This window comes from Limnochordia bacterium (assembly GCA_023230925.1).
GTDB lineage: Bacteria > Bacillota > Limnochordia > DUMW01 > DUMW01 > JALNWK01.
On sequence record JALNWK010000029.1, the window covers coordinates 1 to 19,130 of the forward strand.

The 19,130-nt window shown below is 46.8% G+C and carries 12 protein-coding genes and 1 other annotated feature; of the genes, 2 read left to right on the forward strand and 10 right to left on the reverse strand.

Features of this window, described 5'->3' with window-relative positions:
* Positions 1-285: 285 nt before the first annotated feature.
* Both M0Q40_07920 and trxA read left to right on the forward strand, forming a co-directional pair.
* Positions 286-579 (forward strand): metal-sensitive transcriptional regulator, encoded by a 294-nt coding sequence (locus M0Q40_07920; protein ID MCK9222535.1) that lies wholly within the window; start codon positions 286-288, stop codon positions 577-579.
* Positions 580-590: 11 nt separating this feature from the next.
* Positions 591-920: a thioredoxin gene (gene trxA / locus M0Q40_07925; protein MCK9222536.1), complete on the forward strand. Its 330-nt coding sequence runs from the start codon at positions 591-593 to the stop codon at positions 918-920.
* A 34-nt stretch (positions 921-954) separates the two neighbouring features.
* Here the strand turns inward: trxA and M0Q40_07930 are convergent, their stop codons facing one another.
* The 10 genes from M0Q40_07930 to M0Q40_07975 form a co-directional block, all read right to left on the reverse strand.
* On the reverse strand, positions 955-2,613 hold the full coding sequence (locus M0Q40_07930; GenBank protein ID MCK9222537.1) for an AMP-binding protein: 1,659 nt from the start codon (positions 2,611-2,613) through the stop codon (positions 955-957).
* Between the two features lie 67 nt (positions 2,614-2,680).
* Positions 2,681-2,894, reverse strand: a binding site (T-box leader).
* Positions 2,895-3,063: 169 nt separating this feature from the next.
* The gene (locus M0Q40_07935) at positions 3,064-4,098 is read right to left on the reverse strand and encodes a LacI family transcriptional regulator (GenBank protein MCK9222538.1); all 1,035 of its coding nucleotides are present in this window, start codon (positions 4,096-4,098) and stop codon (positions 3,064-3,066) included.
* A 761-nt stretch (positions 4,099-4,859) separates the two neighbouring features.
* A complete protein-coding gene (locus M0Q40_07940) occupies positions 4,860-5,009 on the reverse strand; it encodes a hypothetical protein (protein ID MCK9222539.1) in 150 nt (49 codons plus the stop codon).
* 221 nt (positions 5,010-5,230) lie between these two features.
* Positions 5,231-7,564: a DUF4091 domain-containing protein gene (locus M0Q40_07945; GenBank protein ID MCK9222540.1), complete on the reverse strand. Its 2,334-nt coding sequence runs from the start codon at positions 7,562-7,564 to the stop codon at positions 5,231-5,233.
* A 274-nt stretch (positions 7,565-7,838) separates the two neighbouring features.
* Positions 7,839-9,677 carry an extracellular solute-binding protein gene (locus M0Q40_07950; protein MCK9222541.1) on the reverse strand — a complete coding sequence of 613 codons (1,839 nt, stop codon included), beginning with the start codon at positions 9,675-9,677 and terminating at the stop codon, positions 7,839-7,841.
* 299 nt (positions 9,678-9,976) lie between these two features.
* Positions 9,977-11,041, reverse strand: a complete 1,065-nt coding sequence (locus tag M0Q40_07955) for a LacI family transcriptional regulator (GenBank protein ID MCK9222542.1) — start codon at positions 11,039-11,041, stop codon at positions 9,977-9,979.
* Positions 11,042-11,200: 159 nt separating this feature from the next.
* Complete coding sequence (locus M0Q40_07960) at positions 11,201-12,481, reverse strand: sugar ABC transporter substrate-binding protein (protein ID MCK9222543.1); 1,281 nt, start codon at positions 12,479-12,481, stop codon at positions 11,201-11,203.
* 220 nt (positions 12,482-12,701) lie between these two features.
* A complete protein-coding gene (locus tag M0Q40_07965; protein MCK9222544.1) occupies positions 12,702-16,538 on the reverse strand; it encodes a DUF6067 family protein in 3,837 nt (1,278 codons plus the stop codon).
* Positions 16,539-17,246: 708 nt separating this feature from the next.
* Positions 17,247-17,918 carry a hypothetical protein gene (locus tag M0Q40_07970; GenBank protein MCK9222545.1) on the reverse strand — a complete coding sequence of 224 codons (672 nt, stop codon included), beginning with the start codon at positions 17,916-17,918 and terminating at the stop codon, positions 17,247-17,249.
* A 700-nt stretch (positions 17,919-18,618) separates the two neighbouring features.
* Positions 18,619-19,044 (reverse strand): hypothetical protein, encoded by a 426-nt coding sequence (locus M0Q40_07975; protein MCK9222546.1) that lies wholly within the window; start codon positions 19,042-19,044, stop codon positions 18,619-18,621.
* Positions 19,045-19,130 lie beyond the last annotated feature (86 nt).

Sequence of the window (19,130 nt, forward strand, 5' to 3'; positions counted from 1 at the left end):
GTTCACCTGCTCCCTGATTGGTTTGGGTACTGATCAAGGATAGCAGATTGTGGTTGAAGTGGATCACTTTTATGTTATAATTTCTGCCCCAAGTGGTTCACTTTTATATTATCAAATACAGATATCCTCCGAACACGGTACAATATAGGGAGTAATCCATTTCCTGCATGGGTGCACCGACCAAATTTGATCTAGGGTCTTGACAACTGGCGCGTGGTAAACTATACTTTATATATACCATACGGGGTATGGTTAGATGTGGCGGGCAGGGGAGGTGATGAAAGCTTGGGTAGCATAAGTTTAGATGAGAAACTCCGCCCTGAATTTAAGCGGCAAATCATCGGTCGATTAAAACGCATCGAGGGCCAGGCCCGGGGCGTCTGCAAAATGGTAGAAGAGGACCGTAGTTGCGAAGAAGTCGCCGTGCAGCTAGCGGCACTAAAAGCTGCCATTACCCAAGTAGGAATTACCTTTGCTTGCGATCATCTTGCAGAGTGCATGGCCATGGAACTTGCAGCAGGCAAGGAACTTGAGGAAGTCAAGAACCGTTTTGCCAAAATATTCAGCCAACTCACTTAGGAGGTCATAACATGGGAAACAAGGTCATTGAGCTAACAAACGATGCTTTTCAAAATGAGGTTCTGTCTTCAAAGACACCGGTACTCGTCGATTTTTGGGCCCCTTGGTGCGGTCCATGTCGCATGATTGCCCCGATTATTGAGGAAATCGCCAAAGCCTACACCCAAGAGGAGCTAAAGGTGGCCAAAGTCAACGTGGATGAAAATCAAGAGCTAGCCACCCAATACAAGGTCATGTCGATCCCGACCCTTGCCATTTTCAAAGATGGACAAATCGTAAAGCGATTGATCGGTATGCAGTCCTCTGAGGCGCTGAAGGGCGAAATTAATGAGGTCATATAAAGGAAGGAGACGCCTAGGCGTCTCCTTTCATCCTTCAAGCCGTCTCAACACGGGTTTCATCGTGAAGCCTCAAAAGCTCCACGCCCATTTCCCGTAGCTTATATTTCTGCACCTTTCCACTTGCCGTAGTGGGATATTCGGTTACAAAGCGAACATATCTGGGTACCTTGTGTCGTGCCATATTCTCTTTTACGTACTGCTGAATCTCTTCTTCTGTACAGGAATGCCCTTCCTTCAAACAGACAAAGGCCATGATTTCTTCCCCGTAGTTTGCATCAGGAACTCCTACAACTTGCACATCACTAATACTAGGATGGGTATATAAGAACTCCTCGATTTCCCTTGGATAGATATTTTCACCACCGCGAATAATCATGTCTTTGGCTCTTCCTGTAATCGTGAAGTACCCATCCTCGGTCTGCACGCCTAAATCGCCGGTATACAACCATCCGTCTTCGTCAATTACCTGGGCAGTAGCCTCGGGCATATTGTAATAACCTTTCATAACATGATAACCCCGGGTGCAAACCTCTCCTTGTACACCCGCTGGAACCTCCTGCCTGGTCTCAACATCAACAATTTTGGCCTCAACACTAGGCAAAACACGTCCAACAGTAGTTATCCGTATATCAACTGGGTCAGTGGTCCTTGTTTGTGTAATTACCGGTGATGCTTCAGTCTGACCATAGGCACTGGTAATTTCTCTGACACCCATCCTGTTGATCGCTGCCTTCATTACTTCGGTCGGGCACGTAGAACCAGCCATAATCCCGGTCCTTAGGTTACTTAGATCGTATTTGTCAAAGTCAGGATGCCCCAGAACAGCGATAAACATGGTGGGCACGCCATGAATAGCAGTACATCGTTCCTTCGAGAGCGCCTCGAGCACCCATTTAGGTCGGAAATAATCCACTGGTACCATAGTTGAAGCGTGGGTAACACAAGCCATGACTCCTAGAACACAGCCAAAGCAATGAAAGAGCGGTACAGGAATACACAAACGGTCTTTGGTAGTAAAATTCATACAATCCCCGATTGCCTTACCATTATTTAGGATGTTGTAGTGTGTAAGCTGTACCCCTTTAGGAAAACCCGTGGTGCCAGAGGTATACTGCATGTTAACCACATCATGAACATCAAGGGAGGACTGACGCTGTAGAAACTCCTCCTCAGATACCTCCTCGGAAAGCTCAAGCAACTGGCTCCAGTGTAACATACCTTTGGGGGCGGGCTTGTCACCTATGTAAACTACGCGTCTTAGCCTTTTTAAACGTTCAGACTTTACTTTACCGGGCTCGCTTTCACGCAGTTCCGGAACTAGACGATACAGTGTTTTGACGTAATCCACATCCTTAAAACCGTCTATCAGGAAAAAGGATTCGGTATCTGACTGTTTAAGCAAGTATTCCAGTTCGTATACTTTGTAGTTCGTATTTACCGTAACTAAAACCGCGCCGATTTTCGCCGTTGCAAATTGGAGCAAGAGCCATTCAACCCGGTTAGTCGCCCAAATCGAAACATGTTCACCTTTGCGAACACCAATCGCCATGAGGCCACGAGCAATCCGATTACACATCTCGTTAAACTCCGCATAGGTGTATCGAATTCCTTCTATAGGATAGACCACTGCGTCATGGTCGGGGTACTTCCTTGCTACCTCGTCCAAAAACGCCCCGACTGTCTTGTCTATCATTTCCATGATATCACTCCGTTATTAGCATCAAGTTATCCCGGACAACAAAAAAACCTTTCATCTCCTACCAAGAGACGAAAGGTGACTTCCGCGGTACCACTCTTTTTAGCCAACAAGACGTTGACTCACTCAAGTCCATAACGGCGGACACCGATCATTGCTACTAGTTCCTTCACAATGACGACTCCAGGACGAGTTCACTGTTGATTGGGCCATTTTCCACCAACCAATGGCTCTCTATGCCAATCAGTGCAGTTACTACTTCCTTTCCTAGTCTTTGATTGATCTAAAATTCATATACTGCTAAGTGTACAGGAGAAACGCTGCCCTGTCAAGCTTACGGAGTCACTCATTTCAGGGTCTCCTTGAGTTCCTCGCGCCTACAACTACTGCTAATGGTGCCGAGCCCAGCCAAACATTCGGAAAATCTGATCAGGGCCATCAAAGATCCTAGTCATCTGAAACTGGTCCAGTTGACTCTCGCACTATTAGCTCCGTTGGCAAAACTTGCACCCGTTGCCCGAGATCATTGTCATCTAAGATCTCCAATAGGAGTTCAGCAGCACGCTGGCCCGTCTCGGAGATCGGAATCCGAACAGTCGTCAAGGCAGGAGCCACGTTACTAGTTACCGGCAAATCAGCATATCCGGCGACTGATATGTCCTTAGGTATTGATAGACCAGCTTCCGCAATCACATGCATAGCCTCGATGGCCATGAGATCATCAGCAGCTATAATCGCGGTGGGAGGTTCCGGAAGCTGTAGCAGCTCCTCGGTCCGTTTACGGGTTATCTCGGAGGTGAAATCTGAAGACCGTAAGAGCTCTTTATTGAATAGGTCCTTCCTTGACAAAGCCCTGCGATAGCCCAAACCCATCTCATCGTTGATACGAAATCCCTTGGGTCCATTGATGAACCCAATTCGGCGGTGTCCTAAAGACAGCAGGTACTCAACAAGGGTAACCATACCTTCTTCAACGTTTGCACGCACCGAGGAAAGACTCGTGTCAGGCAAGTGGGCACCTAGCAAAACGAAGGGACACTCCTCTTTATGAAGCTCCAATAGTGCCTTGGTTGAAACCTCCTGAGCCGCTACAATCAGACCGTCTACCCTACGCTGTCTATAATAAGATGCAACTGAAAACGGGATTGGATTTGCTCGCTTTATCTTGCCCTTTAGAGGCAATAACACCAAGTCGAAGCTTGACTCACTTAACGCTGACACTATACCATGTACGATCTGAGAGAAGTTTGGGTGTAACACATGGGCAAGATCGTACATCACAAGACCAATCGTCTCGGTTTTGCAGCCAACCAAGCCTTTAGCCATATAGTTGGGTTCATAGCCAAGTTCTATTGCCGCTGCTATGACTTTCTTCTTCGTCTCGTCACTGATAGGAATCGGAGAACCTTTCGCATTTAGCACCCGAGATACCGTTGTTGTAGAGACTTCCGCCAAAGCTGCTACTTCACGAATCGTCGCCATCGTACCATCCCCTTTGTATCCTCGATGCCGTTGACTATAAGGATATGCTTACCTGACCTTTCTCCCGGCGAGAGTGCCAGTTCTAGGAAATACCCGTATCCAGGGTTTCCGCTCAGCTCATTTAGGATTTGGTTCAATACCTATGTCCATTGTATAGCACCTAGACACGCAACAGCAATAAACGTCTACCTTCATATCACCTATCTATTAACAGTACTAAGGGTCTTGGAGTAAAGACTTAATACCAGACGATATTGATTGTATTTGGCATAAAGCGGCACACCGTGAATTACCAGTTCCAATTCGATTTCCGCTATTTGAGAGCACAGGTCCAATCAAGCACCGTAGGAAAAACTTGGTGGCCCAAATTGCCTGCATTCCTTTAACATATAGAGTTTCTCGCACCAACTACAGACTACAATTTATGATTAGTATAGGGTCTTTGGCATCTTGTGTCAAGAATCTGAAACGCCCCCTTTGGAGAAGGAACAATGAGTTCCGGGATATTGGGAGAACAACAGCAGGCTGAATCTCGACCATAGAACATGCGGGTACTAAGGATGCTCCAGATTCGGTGGTAAACATGTTGCAGACAGGTATTAGGATAGAAACACTGGGGCAATCGATGTCACTGGCCCATCTCCGTTCTACCGGTTGTTCATCATTCATGATCGCCACCACTTCATATTGCCCATAGCCGGGGTCCATTCAACCCAGTTCGGCGTAAACTGTAAGTGTAGGCAACTGCTTTGGGTGAAGTACTAAATCTTTATCTGCCGAAAGATGATATCCGGTACGACAAAGTCCTCGTCAGTATCAACTGGGAAGTCATCCTGGAGCGCTGCATCCTGGGCAGACTGCGCCAAGTATGCACTATACGAAGCACATCCCGGCGCAATACCGCCCAGCATTTGAACTTGCCCATATCCGGATTATTCACTTCAGACTGGTCTCCTAACAGGTCTTTACCTCTTGAACCATGCCCCATAGCAACTATGATCTTCCCGATAGGGTAGGGCAAACGCGACTAACACTAGACCAATGACTCACCCGAAACAACTAGATTTCTTTGTTGCTTACCCATTTAACGTCCCCTTCTGACGGGAAATGAGATCATTACGGCCATCGCTGATCACTCTAGGCGAAAGTTGTCAAAACACAGCGTGACGGAACTTTCCTGCTTCCACATCCAGATTTCAACACTCAGCAACTGTGCCCTATCCAGTCTGACAAACTCCAAGGGGATTTTAACTTGCTTCCATTCATGTGGGGCCAATATAACCATGTTGTTATCGTAAGCAGCTCCTCCAACCTGATGAAACTTAACGTATATCTGTGCTTGATTCACGTCATCATTCCATACATCAAAAGTGAGGTATTTCTTAAGCGGCCAATCGTTAGGTGAAAAGCCCTTCGGCCCTGCGATGGGAAATCGTATATTCGGAAAGTCAAACCCTGGGCGGAAAACCGCTTTCAAGGCAAAATCTCCGTTGCTAGTGCGCTCGTTGGTGAGGCTCAACGCCACATGTTGGGCCATGAGACGATAGATGTCGTCTTCTTCCTCAAATGAGGTGAGAACAGTGATGGTCTGATCCCCCAAACCCTTTTGAGAGTGCGACTGACTGAGCACGAATTGACGGGATTCCTCATTATGTTCAATACGAACAGTATGCTTCTGATACCGATCAACTACTAACTCAAAACAATCAGCTTCTTCATGCTGCCTAATCGACGTTAGCACTTCATCGTTTACGTTGACCTTTGCACCAGGCGAGGTCCATAGCGTTAAGAGCTGTTTGGAATATGCCGGAGCGGACTCATCCTCGGTCAGTGGCTCCAATTGCATTAGCATTAGAGGCTCCTTACAGGCACGTAGAATCATATCGGCTAGCAAACGTCGCGCTTCCGCCACTACAATGGAATCCCGTTCGACCACTAAGGGAGCATTCTCAAACACCCGATCGAACAAAAGAGATATCGTCTGACGCAATCGGACTGAATCTAACTCCATACCCAACTCCGCAGCTGTTTCCCCCAATCGTTGCTCCAACAGATAGAGGTATTCATAGTCCTCTAATCCGTCCCGAATCGCCTCTATTCGTAACGACGCAACTGGACCATCGGGACCAGGATATAGGAGGAAACCATCGCCGTTTGCTCCGGGGAAGGCTAATGGGTCCTCCCATGGATCACGGCGCACATATCGGCTTCCGGTCCATTTTTCAAAAACGGTGGTAGACCAATAAAGAACACCCTCAATATCCCAATTCCATTGGAACCATGATAGTAAACGCGCACCCATAAGATCATCGTCGATATGATATGTCGGGTACGGACTGGTGGGCATGACGCAGGTATACCACCACATGTGCTCCCCAATGGCCTGCCTTGCCTGAGCCATCTCATGATCATAATAATGCACGAGAGGAGCCCAAGTGTCCACCGCACCAGACAAGGGCTCAACTGGATGTATGGTTACAACATGTCGCGCATCCGGGGCGATCTGCTTCAATTGCTGCCCGTACATATGAACAGAGGGATACTGCTCCGGTGACGGTTCGTCAATTAGTCCGCCAAGATAGAAATAGCCCTTTGAAAGCCATCCTTTCTCCCGAAGCAAATCTACTAGTTGCTTCGTCTCGGCCGGATCGTTTCGGAACGGGATGCGGAAGCTATAAACTTCAGGACGCTCCACGAAGCGTTCCGCTGATCGAACATATTGATCGGGATCCACATACGGAATCGGCAGGTCATCTGGAGGAAGCCGATACTCAGTCTGGAACCAATAGTACCGTTCGAGCATCTGCCAATAGCGAGGGCTTCCTGGCGTAATACCATAATAACGGGCAATCTGATCGCCCCAAAGAGCAAACGCGCTCATCGTATGGGTCTCATCGGGCAAAGCAAAATCCCAGACGGTTAGCTGAACCGGTATCTCCGACACTTGTACATTGTTGCTACTGTGCAAAGTAAGCACGACCGATCCTTCATACAAACCCGCAGGCTGCTTTGCCGGCACTTTAAGCGACAGCCAAAGCCCCTGATTATGCCCAGCTTCCACAGATAGCGAGCTTTGCAGGGGCGGCAATGCATCAGGATACCATCCTGTCGGAAAAACCGAGGTTGGTTCCGTTATATGTACGTAGTGTTGTCGAAAGACCTCAAGCACAATATCTGGTCCTATTCCTTCCCGGTGAACAAGGGGATTTACTGTAACCTCTACGCTTTCTAACCGTTCACCAGCATGAATGATTAATTGAGCGCCCTCCCACTCATTTTGGGCAGATTCCATCTCAATTAGAGGCGGCAGTATCAGCTCGGGCGGCGCCTGCTCTCTTTGGATCTTATCTAGCTTGCCTGGAACCCAGACTACACAATTATCTGCACACGACACGTCAACCATCCCTCCAAGAAATGCGAGCAATCCCATCACCACAACTAAGGATCTCCAGCTAGCGTTATACACTTACATTACCCCCCTTGCCCTAAACCCAGATTTCGCGCCCACATGTACACTTTTCAGTCTCCATAGCGCAGTCATGCTGCAACTTCGTCTGGTCCCGAGCAGGCTAATGTACACATTCAATGAATTTGCATCCTTATCTACATCTAAACCTCACACCGACTGTCTAGGCATGATTTCCACTATTGTCGGCCCATAGCCTTACCCTCTGTATGGATGCGGAATATAGGTTGAGCCTAAACACACATCCCATGCCCGGCTCAACCCAATTGTCCTCTTACTCCAGCCTGAAGTTATCAAAGTAGATAGTAATAGGCTCCTCGTATTTCCATTTCCAAAGCTCGAAGCACTCTAGTTTTGTTCGATCCAACATCACAAATCCTAAAGGAATCTTGATCTGCTTCCACTCCTTGGACGGCAACGTCACCATGTTGCCGTCGTGTGCAGCTCCACCGATCTGATGGAATTTCACGTAAATATCTATATCGCTAGAATGATCATTCCATACATCAAATGCTAGGAACAGATAGGATGACCACTCCGGTGAAGTACTATGTTCTTCGTCTAGAATGCCAAAACGAATATTGGGGAAATCGACATCCGCTTCAAATAATGCCTTTAGGGCCGAATCTCCTTCACTTACACGCTCATCCGAAAGACTCAGCAATACATTTTCAGTTTTCCAACGGCGAAGATCATTTTCATCTTCAAACGTGGCCAGTTTTGACTCCCATTGAACATCCTCCTTCGTTGTCGGAATGGAGGCCATCGTCCGGTTCAAACGTTCGATTGCTTCGAACCAAGTTGGACCTACCGGTTTGTTCTGGTCAAAGATTCTGCTATATGCTTCCTTAATAATCGTCTCACCGTTGACGTGATCGGCGTAGACTATTTCGGGAATGGCATAGGCACCAGCATCAGTGAACACATGAATATTAATGTCATACGCCTGCGTATTTAGCTCTCGCATGATGTTAAGGTATTCAGGTGCAACATCACGATGAGCCGGCTGTAAAGCGACGTACTTGGCCATAATCTCATTGGCGATCGGTCCCGATAGGAATCTGAGCAGAGCGTACGCTTCTTCAGGATGCCTCGTATTGCCGTTAATCGCATATCCATCATCAGCAGCTAAGGTATAGCGTTCTCCTGATGGGCCAATTGGCAGCGGAAACACATTCCACTTGAAGGGCACCTTTGCAGCACCGTCTTTCTGTAAGCCTAGGTAGTCCACTAGTGCATGGGAACCGTATTCCTGGATGGCAACGTTCCCCTGCTTCCAAGCATCCCAAGGCCATGGAGAACCCGGTGGTGGCATGACTTCTGCCTCCCAACGTAAATGCTGTAAGTATTCCAGCGCTTCCACTGCCGCCGGATTATCAAGGATACTTACCGTCTTCTCTTCATTACCATAGAAGTCCGAACCCGCAGCCTTTAACCAATAATGTAGATGATCGGTGACTGTAAGCACCTTACTAAAACCCCATATGTCTGGTGTTCCATCACCATCACGATCCTGAGTTAGCTTCCTGGCAATCGTCTCGAACTCCCTCCAGTCCATTGTGTTAAGGTCAGCTCGAGGTTCAGGATCAGGTACACCCATGTAGCCAAACATATCAGCGTTGTAGTACATTGCAAATATGTTAAGGTATTGTGGTAGTGCAAACACCCGTCCTTGATGCTGGAAAACCCCAAATTGCGGAGGCCAATAGGATAATTTTACTTCCTCATATGCCCCATCACGTTCAAGAAGCGGAAGTAGGTCGATGAACATGCCTTGTCTACCCATATTAATAAACTGAGGTCCGTAGCCATTGACAATATCTGGACCGACTCCGCCGATCATGGATACAATGGTTTGCTCGAGAGTTCCAGTCCGAAAGACCACATCAACATTAGGGTACTCTTTCTGGAATTCCTGGGTCAGAACCTCCGTCCAAACGATATCGCCGTAGTCCTGTACTACGTTTACATTCGGATCCCGTCCACCCGTTAGTACTACTTCAAGTGTAATCCGTTCTAGGTCTTCTGAGTCTGCAGTGGCATACACGGGAACAAGTATTGACAGCAATAGGGAAACAACCATTAAACATCGCAACCAATTCTTACAGCGCATCTACAGGTACCTCCCTGCATAATGTAGTTACTCATTCACATGGTTACCAAGCCTTGCACGCAAGAGTAATCCTAGCTTTGTTACACCTCCTTTGGAAAGCTATACGAAAGCTGTTTTCTACGCCCTCATTAGCGAACTATCCTAAAACACCCAACTTTCGAAGAAGATCAAGTTGAAGACTCAGACTAGACTGAGCGGATCTAGGGATATGAAACAGCCGCTCTTTGGATCGTCATAAAATGTCTCTGCAAACCGAGAGCCATACGCTTGTCTAACCGTCTGTTACCTATTTCCACACCTCAAGATAGGTCGGCTAGTACCCTATTCCCTTCCCATCTGGAGACTGGTCCTGTGGACTCTCGGACAATCAACTCCGTTGGCAAGACCTGAACTGGTTGTCTAACGTTATTCTTGTCCAGGATTTCCAGCAACAGTAGCGCCGCACGTCGGCCGGTTTCGGAAATGGGAATACCAACAGTGGTTAGAAGCGGGGTCACGTTACCACTGACCGACAGATCAGCGTAGCCCGCCACTGACACATCACCAGGAACTGTTAGACCGGCCTCAGTAATCACATTCATAATCTCTATCGCCATTAGATCGTCAGCAGCCATAATCGCTGTGGGAGGCTCGTGAAGTTGCAGAAGCTCCTTTGTCCGCTTACGCGTTGTTTCCGAAGTAAAATCTGAAGAACGCAGCAAAGCCGTATCGAACAGACCCTTCCGGCACAAGGCCTTACGATAACCCAAGGCCATCTCATCGTTAATGCGAAATCCTTCCGGGCCATTGATAAACCCTATGCGACGATGTCCTAGCGAGAACAGGTGTTCAATAAGGTCGCTTATTCCTTGTTCGACGTTAGCACGCACCGAGGGCAGCTTCGTACCAGGAAGATGAGCACCCAACAGCACAAAGGGACACTCTTCCCTGTGAAGCTCAAGTAGCGCCTTTGTTGACACCTCCTGTGCAGCTATGATCATCCCATCCACCCTATGTTGTCGATAATACGAAGCGACGGAAAACGGAATAGGATTTCGTCGCTTTAGTTTGCCCTTTAGGGGTAGCAGCATCAAATCAAAGCTTGATTGACTTAAAGCCGATACAATACCATGTACAATCTGAGAAAAATTCGGGTGCAATACATGGGCGAGATCATACATTACAAGCCCAATGGTCTCAGTCTTGCAGCCAACCAACCCCTTAGCCATGTAATTCGGTTCATATCCAAGCTCTATTGCCGCCGCAATGACCTTCTTTTTTGTTCGATCACTAATCGGAATCTGAGATCCTTTTGCATTTAGCACCCTCGATACAGTTGTAGTTGATACCCCCGCTAAAGCTGCCACTTCACGAATTGTCGCCATGATACCATCCCCTTTGTGCCTTCGATACAATCAACCCACTTAGGCACCCTGCAAAACATCAACATTGTACCAAGACTGTTTCGGATAAGTGAGACTACATGCAAAGGTAGTCTCACCTATCGTTTCCAGTCACGTGATACCGCAGGCCCTTGCTTCTTGTTATCGGTTGCTTAAATACTGGTTAATAATATCGGTCGCTTGTTTCATCGCTGTCTCGACTGGCTTCCCACCCCGCATTACTTCAATCACTTCGTTACCGAGAACTTCTGTCCATTCCCACCAATTCAGTGTGAACTGCAAATCATAAATATGGGGCCCTGTTACTTCAATCACTTCTCGTAACCGATAGGGTCTTTGGGTCGGATCGACAAATTCGTCCGAAACAGCCACACTGCGTAAAGGTGGTAACATTTGCCGGTTACGCGCAAGAATCCGTTGTCCTTCGGGGCCAGCAAAATACTTCATTAACCGCCAACCTGCCTCACTCTCCTGCGTAGTTGAGGTCATACTAAAACCGCAGAAATTGTAAGTGGAGGCCCGCTGTTTTCCCATTGGAAGCGGAGCTATATCCCAATCAAACGAAGCATCCTCGAAGAAGGTTGTCCAAAACGGAACAACCGCCGTCAACATAGCAGTCTGACCTGCCCTAAACATTGCCATATGATCTCCTGCATCTGGAGGTGCAGCTGAGCCATCCCCCAGGATCATGTCTTGTAGGAAACGCAAAGCTTCATGGACTTCTGGCGTGTCCACGGTTGCCATGGTCTTCTCATCATTAAGTGCTCGACCGCCTGCCTGCAGGATGAAGTTCAGGTAACCTGCCTGCCCACTGCCATTGAGAAACGTATGAAAACCCCACTGTTCAACCTCATTACCGTCATGCACTGTTAATCGCTTTGCGGCATGTCGAAGATCCTCCCAGGTCCAATCAGCAGAAGGATAATTTAGTCCCGCCGCGTTAAAGAGATCTTCGTTGTAGAAAAGGGCCGTTATGTCACCGCCCTCTGGCAAGCCATAGTAACTACCATCTACCTTAAAGATGCCTGAAACGTCGAAATACTCATCGGTATCAATGGGAAACTGATCCTTTTCAATGAACGGTTGGATGCTAAGTAGGACCCCATCAAGTGCAAACGGTTCCAGGTATGCGCCACTCATACGGATCACGTCCGGTGCAATGCCGCCCAACATCTGAATTTGCACCTTATCCCAATACTCGCCCCAGCTTGAATACTCAAACTCCACCTCGATATCTGGGTTATCCGCCTCAAAATTCTCGATGATCTTTTGATAGGTCTGAACTTCCTCAACTGTACCCCACATCGCAAAGCGGACCTTCGTTTTTGCCTGAACAGGAAAAGTGACTACCACCGCCAGAGCTAATGCCAGCAGTACACATAACCTAGAATTACTGACGAACCTTTGGTTTAGCTTACTCATCGTTCTATGCCTCCTAGTGTAAAGTTCCAATATAGTTAAATCATGAGGCTCTATCGGCCTCGTTTCTGCTCTTACACCTCCTCCCTCAGTACTGTTCTCAAATACTGGTATCAACCTATGTCAAGTCAGCATCCATACTTTGAGATACCGGAGCTTGAAACCACCTTTTGTGTAGCTTACGTATCTACCTAACGGTTAACAGGGTCTTTATCTAGTCCCTTTACTCTTCAGAATCGTAAACCTCAAATGTTCCCAGGGCCTCTACTTCGTACGAATCATTATAGAACAGAACCAGTTTATACGTTTTACCTGCCGACACCATTCCCCGACTTACTTCTAAGCTGAAGCTCCCACTATCATTGGTAATCCCCAGGTCGGGTAAGTAGCGCCACCAGATTGATCCTATGCCGCCTCCAGGCACTTGATCGACTTCATAAAGACCTATCCAGTCACGTGCGCCCACCGGGCTTGGCAGATTGGATAGTGTGACGTCTATCGTGTCATTAAGACTAACCTTCTGTTTCGATACTCTGATCGCAGCCTTTTTCTTTGGCGATGCTTCCCGAGGATAGAGCACGCGATATGCTCCACCGTTTACCCAACTCCCATCGCTAAACTCTCGGTCCAGGACAACCACTTTGTCGTGATACACATCCACGTAAAGGCCTTGGGAGCGTTCAGGATACTTATCCGATTCCATTGTGTAGTACACAGACGATGTGTTAAATGTAGTAAAGGTCTCCTGGTACATGTTACCCGGTCTATTCAAATCGTAGTGGGTATGACCACTAAACAGGATCACCTGTGGAAATTGCTCAAGAATCTCATTGATCTTGCCGGTTTGAATCACGCTGTTGTAAGAATCACTATCCGATAATGTGCTTTCTAGGGGCTGATGGATAAACACAAATATTGGCTTATGCGCATCTGCTCCCTCCGCCAGTCTCTCTTGCAGCCAGTCGATCTGCTCGTCGCTAATGTACGCCTTATCACCGATGGACTGATCCGTCTGCCAAAACTTCTCGGGACTAAGGAAAACTAGATGATAGTCCTCCCCATTTTTCCCCGTGATCCATTCATCGTAGTAAATCCCTGGCATGTTTGTCTTGTCGAGAAACCTTTGATGCGTCATTTCCTCGGTCTCCCCGTTAGGAAACTTCGCATCGTTGATGTTGTAAGTATCATCCATGCGCGCTCTCCAGTATTCATGGTTCCCTAGGGTATAGAATACCGGGCTAACTTTGTGGTTTCTGATAACTTCAACCATGTCATCATATTCCTCATCCAAGCCATGACTGGTTAAGTCACCAACGACAATTAACGCATCATAGTCGGGTCGTGTAGTCTTCAAGTCTTTTAGCGCCCGTTCAAACCTGACAACGGTATCATGAGGAATACTGGTGTTATTCAAGTGAATATGAATGTCACTAAGAACAGCGAGATTCAATACAACCTCATCGTTCTCCGTTCTAACTATAGTGGCAGGGCCGTTTGAACTGAGGTGCCCAGTACCGCTTCGCGCCTCGATGTGGAATACATACTCAGTGTCGTGTTCTAGTCCTGCCACATCATACTCAGAAACGTTGGCATCCACAGCATCGAGCAGCCTGCCGTTCATATATATTTCGTACGTCTGAACAATACTTTGATCATCTATTCCGGTCCAAGCTAGACGTACTCCCTTTGATGATATATTCGAGGAACTTAGGGCCTTCTCATTACCCCAGATAGGCACCTGTGCAACGGTGGCATCGAGCGCTTTTGTCAGCGTAAAGTTATCGAAGTGCAAAGTAATAGGCTGATTTGTCTTGTGCATCCAGATCTCGACACATCCCATGTTCGAAACATCAAGTTCAATCTCGTTAATGGGGATGGAAATATGCGATTGCCTCTTGCTAAAGACATTGAACCAGTTTCGATCAAAGGCCTTGCCGTTCTTCTCAAAGAACTTCACATAAATCTGAGCAGTAATTCCTTCCTCTTCGTTGTATACATCAAAGTCAAAGGTCTCATATGAAGACCAATCAGTTATGCTAAGTCCCCCATTATCATGGGACAGCTTAATGTTCGGCCAATCAACATTCGGTGCAAAGGTAACCTGCATAGAGTAAATGCCCTGCGACGAAAACCTATCTGAAATGGCGGATTCAACATTCTGGAATTTCCACTTCCCAAGTTCCTCACGTGTCTCAAGGTAGCTTATTCTCTGCCGATAGGTTTCTACCCGGCCTCTTCTTGGCGCGATTCGTTTCGTTACTGTGTTTATCTTGTTATCCTTCACTACCTTGATATTGACGTCGTAGACATCCTCAGAGGATGGTAGCTTGATCACGGCCTTGTCTCCATCCGTCGCACAGACTTCATCATCAATAAGCAGCGTCGCTCCAGGTTCAACATATACGGTGAGCACCGGACCATCGGCCGCTAGTTGATCAACTTCAACAAGGTACTTGGGGCTCTTGTCTAGACGGACGATTTCATGTGCTACTTCCCTTCTGATTTCAAGTAGCTCCGCAGGATCCTCGTTATACGATTTTACGGATGAGAACAGTCTATTGAAATACGGTTGCATAGCTTCTTCTGTATCGAAATCAATACCTAATTCTTTCGCCACCGCTTCCATTCTTCTCTCGAGAAGCCACAAGTACTCGTAGTCTTCGTTACCGTCCCGAATTGCCTCTAACCGGATGCTGCCTATGGGCCCATTTATCCCATATTCGGTTCCGGGATATACTAAATACCCATCACCATTCGCACCTGGAAATGCCAATGGATCATTCCAGATATCCCTACTGATGTATCCTTTATCGAGGTCATACTTCTGGTAGATATTGACGGCCCAATAGAGGTTTCCCTCGACATTATGGGCTTTTTGCATCCACGAAAGGATTCTTGCTCCGATCAGATAGTCGTCGATATGGTAGGAGGGAAACGGTCTTTTGGGATTGACGCAAGTGTACCACCAGATGCTATTGTCATTCTTTTGCTGCAACTCACGTGCTACTTGCGGATACTCGCCCATCCACGAAGTGAGAATCGTGCACCAAGTGTTTACCGAATCCATAACTGCTTCATTGATATCCATAGTTACAAGATGCTTTAGTTCCGGATCTATACTCTTTATTTTCTTGCCAGTCTGGTTTATTGAGTCAAACATCGAAGGTGTCGGTTCATCTATAACATAGAAGAAACCTTTTTCTAGGAGATCGTTGTCTTTCAGTTTCTTAACTAGTCGATGGGTCCTCATTAAATCAGTATAGTATGGTATTCGATAACTGGTTACTCTCGGATCGTTTATGTATTGCTCCGCTGTGCTCACATAACCATCCATATATCTGTCGTCAATAGGCAAATCCATCGACGATATGCGATAGTCGAGGAAGAAGTTGTAATAGTTGCGTAGTAGCTCATAAAACTCTTGGCTTCCTCTATATATACCTGGGTGCCCAACAAGAAGTTGATCCCACCATGTAGCAGACGAAGTCTTACTATGATTCTCGTCTGGCAGCTCAAAATCCCATACACTCAGTCGAATTGGCAGGGATTCCTCAATACTATCACCGCTTATGTTTAACGTTCCCTCATACGAACCAGCAGGTATCCCTTTGGGGATTTTAACGGTTAACCAGACTCCTTGATTCACCCCGGCTTCCACGTCGAAGTAGGAATCCGCCGTTATCGGGATCAAGGCATCAGGATACCATCCCGGAGGGAAATCAGTTGTCGGTGTCGTAATCTGCATATAGTGCTGTTTATAGACGCTAATGTGCTCAGATGATATCACCGCTCCCTCATCGACAAGGTCACTAATACTCACACTAACGTTGCTGAGCTTGGAATCCATAGCGCGGATTATCACCTGAGCGCCCTCATATTCGTTCTTTGCCGCTTCCAAGTTGATTGCCATGTTTCTCTCTTGCGGTGGCAATTGGTCTCGCAGGATCTTCTGACAGTTGTTAGCAACCCAGACACAGTAAGATCCTTCGTCCATACAAAACGCACTAGTACTAGCTAGTAAACACGCAAGCATCATCACAGAGATTAGTCCCCTTTTCATAAGCTTTCCTCCCTGAAAATCAATTTCAGCTATTGCGGTGCAGGAAATGACACTACTATATGCAACAATATGTTCAGGTCCGCTAATTGAAGGACCTTTTAGTATATCTTGCCACTACCAGACCAGTAGGAATATCAAGGATCAGCCACATTTGTTGAGTCAGATATCTAGACTCTAACATCATGCTCCTTACTATGCAACCGTTTAGCGTGCAACGTTTCTCTTACTGTGAACAAAAATCCTAGTATATTTAGTATAGGATGGATGATCCTTCTTGTCAAGACAATTACCACAAGATTTGCGGACCGTTTTGACCCTTCAATAGCGTATTTTAGATGCACTCCAAGATGTGAAACCATGGTTCCAATCAGATCAGTGAATGGAAAAACAAAATGCGTGAGTGAAATCCACCGGAATAGATGCCAATAAGAATAACTACGCCGGGCTAAGACCACTTGAGCTAATTGTTTGCCACATCACCATTAGCTCCAGCAGACGAATTCTAGGAGTTCGAGTGTGCAAAGAAAATGTATAATTGCTCTTTGGTTTCCGAGAAGACTACTACCTTCAGCAGAGTATTCCATATCTTTGCCCAGCCGTTTGGGTAAAAAGGGTTGCCCTTCGCAGACATCCGAAGGACAACCCTTTTCGTCTTCTCAATTCCTTGGGCTATAGCAAATACCACAAACAAGTATCCTTCCAGGAGTCTCAGTCACCAAAGACTAGAGTCCCGAAACGTGCTTCGTTGTGAAAACCACCATACGTAGCATTCCATGTCAACCAGAAATCGCCGACTGATTGATATCCACAGAGCCCAATCTTCCACGTATCACCCTTCTTGGGTGTGACCCCAAATGCCTCAAAGGGTATGGCAAGTTCGGCAATCCAGCGTACGTCATGAACTTTAACAGTACAATCGATCTTTCCGGCGAAAACGGGATCTTCTTGGTAGGTAGAGTCATCGACACCGATTTTTCCACCTGCATCCACACAGATATGTCTATAATCTGGCTGGCTCGGCACTTTCAAGAACAATTCTACCTCGTCGTTCTGCCATGCCTTCTCACCGTCCGTCTTAATTTTGCTTGCATCGGGAACAAAGACAGAATAACCAACATAGAGGGCATTATCGTCATAGGCAACATAAGTCACAATCGGATAAGAAGTCAGTTTAACCGACGTCGAATCAAGATCCATAACTACCTTTGCACCTTTTTCACTCGCTTGAACCCATGCTGCATCGTTCAAAAAGCCATCGATTTCCGGTTTTTCAGTCACTTTCGCAGCTATTAGCTCCAGGTTGGGCTCCATAGCTAACACAGTAACCGATAGTCCAAGTAATGCAATCAAGATCGTTAGTGCCAACATAGACTTTTTCATTTTTGTTCCACCCTTCGTGTTGTCTTTAATCAGAACGCCCAAGGAACCACACTATACATAAACAGTTACACTTTCCGCATCATCCGACCTATCCTTGATTACTGCCCCTAGTTGACGCCACCGCACTCTGACTAACCTTCCCACTCAGTCTAGTGAATCATAAACAACCATCAAGCCTTTGCCCGCAAACGTAGACATTAACATTAATGAACATGCCAGAACTCGGAGTTCTGATTTGGACCTCGTTGTTGACTGCCTTCATCAGATGCTATGGCCTTCCTCTAACGGAGCACGCATCACCATCATCGTCAAACCGCGAAAGACAACAACATATACTCCGCAATAATATGCAACATGTCCAGTACGCAAGCGCTCAACAGTCAACGTTTTCATTACTGACTACATAAATAATTTATATTATTAGTATATCTCGAATGACAACTCGCGTCAAGACATTCCGGTTGAACCAATTGTTAACAGGGAAAAAGATAATTGGAAGCCTTCTCTACGCTACATATCGTCCACTAGGATGACCAGTTTAGCGTATCATCGTTTGTAGGAAAGAGTTGGATTACGACCATGATTGCATTCCCGAATGCCTAGCAAAGTATGGGCAAGGACCCAGACTTGCGAGTTAGAACCAATTAGTAATGGGTGTACCAGCTGATCAAGGACCCGCAGTGGCCGACCAACGACTAGGTCAGAGACTTCGTATAATAGCGCGGTTGACCTTCGGACAGGATGAATTGATTCGTAATAGGGAGGAACTAGCAACCGTAATCTGATAATCCCAGAAAAGGGCATTAACAGTCAAATGGGGGTCTCTTTGGAGAATCATAGCTCCATCTCGATATTCACCTTGTGTCAGCTGCTCCAGCCCGTAAGCAGATGGATTGCGGATGAAGTTGACCTCATCTATAGACATCTGGGGCCGTGAGGGTACATCGAAGTAAGCGAAGTGACCAGCTCCTACCCGTGTTTGGTGGATAGAGCACTTTTCGTCGTCAAAGGAGTAACTGGTCACCGGTACATTTCGCCTTTTTCGTAGAGATTCGCGCTCCCTGTTCAGCTCGCCCGGTATACTGCTGATGCTAATCAATGAAGCCGAGTCATCTTGTGCTTTCACCTTAACAACGAAATCATTCCCCTACTATACAACGCAGCTTCGCCACACCTAGTCCTGATATGGGGCCGACTTCGCCGATAGATGAT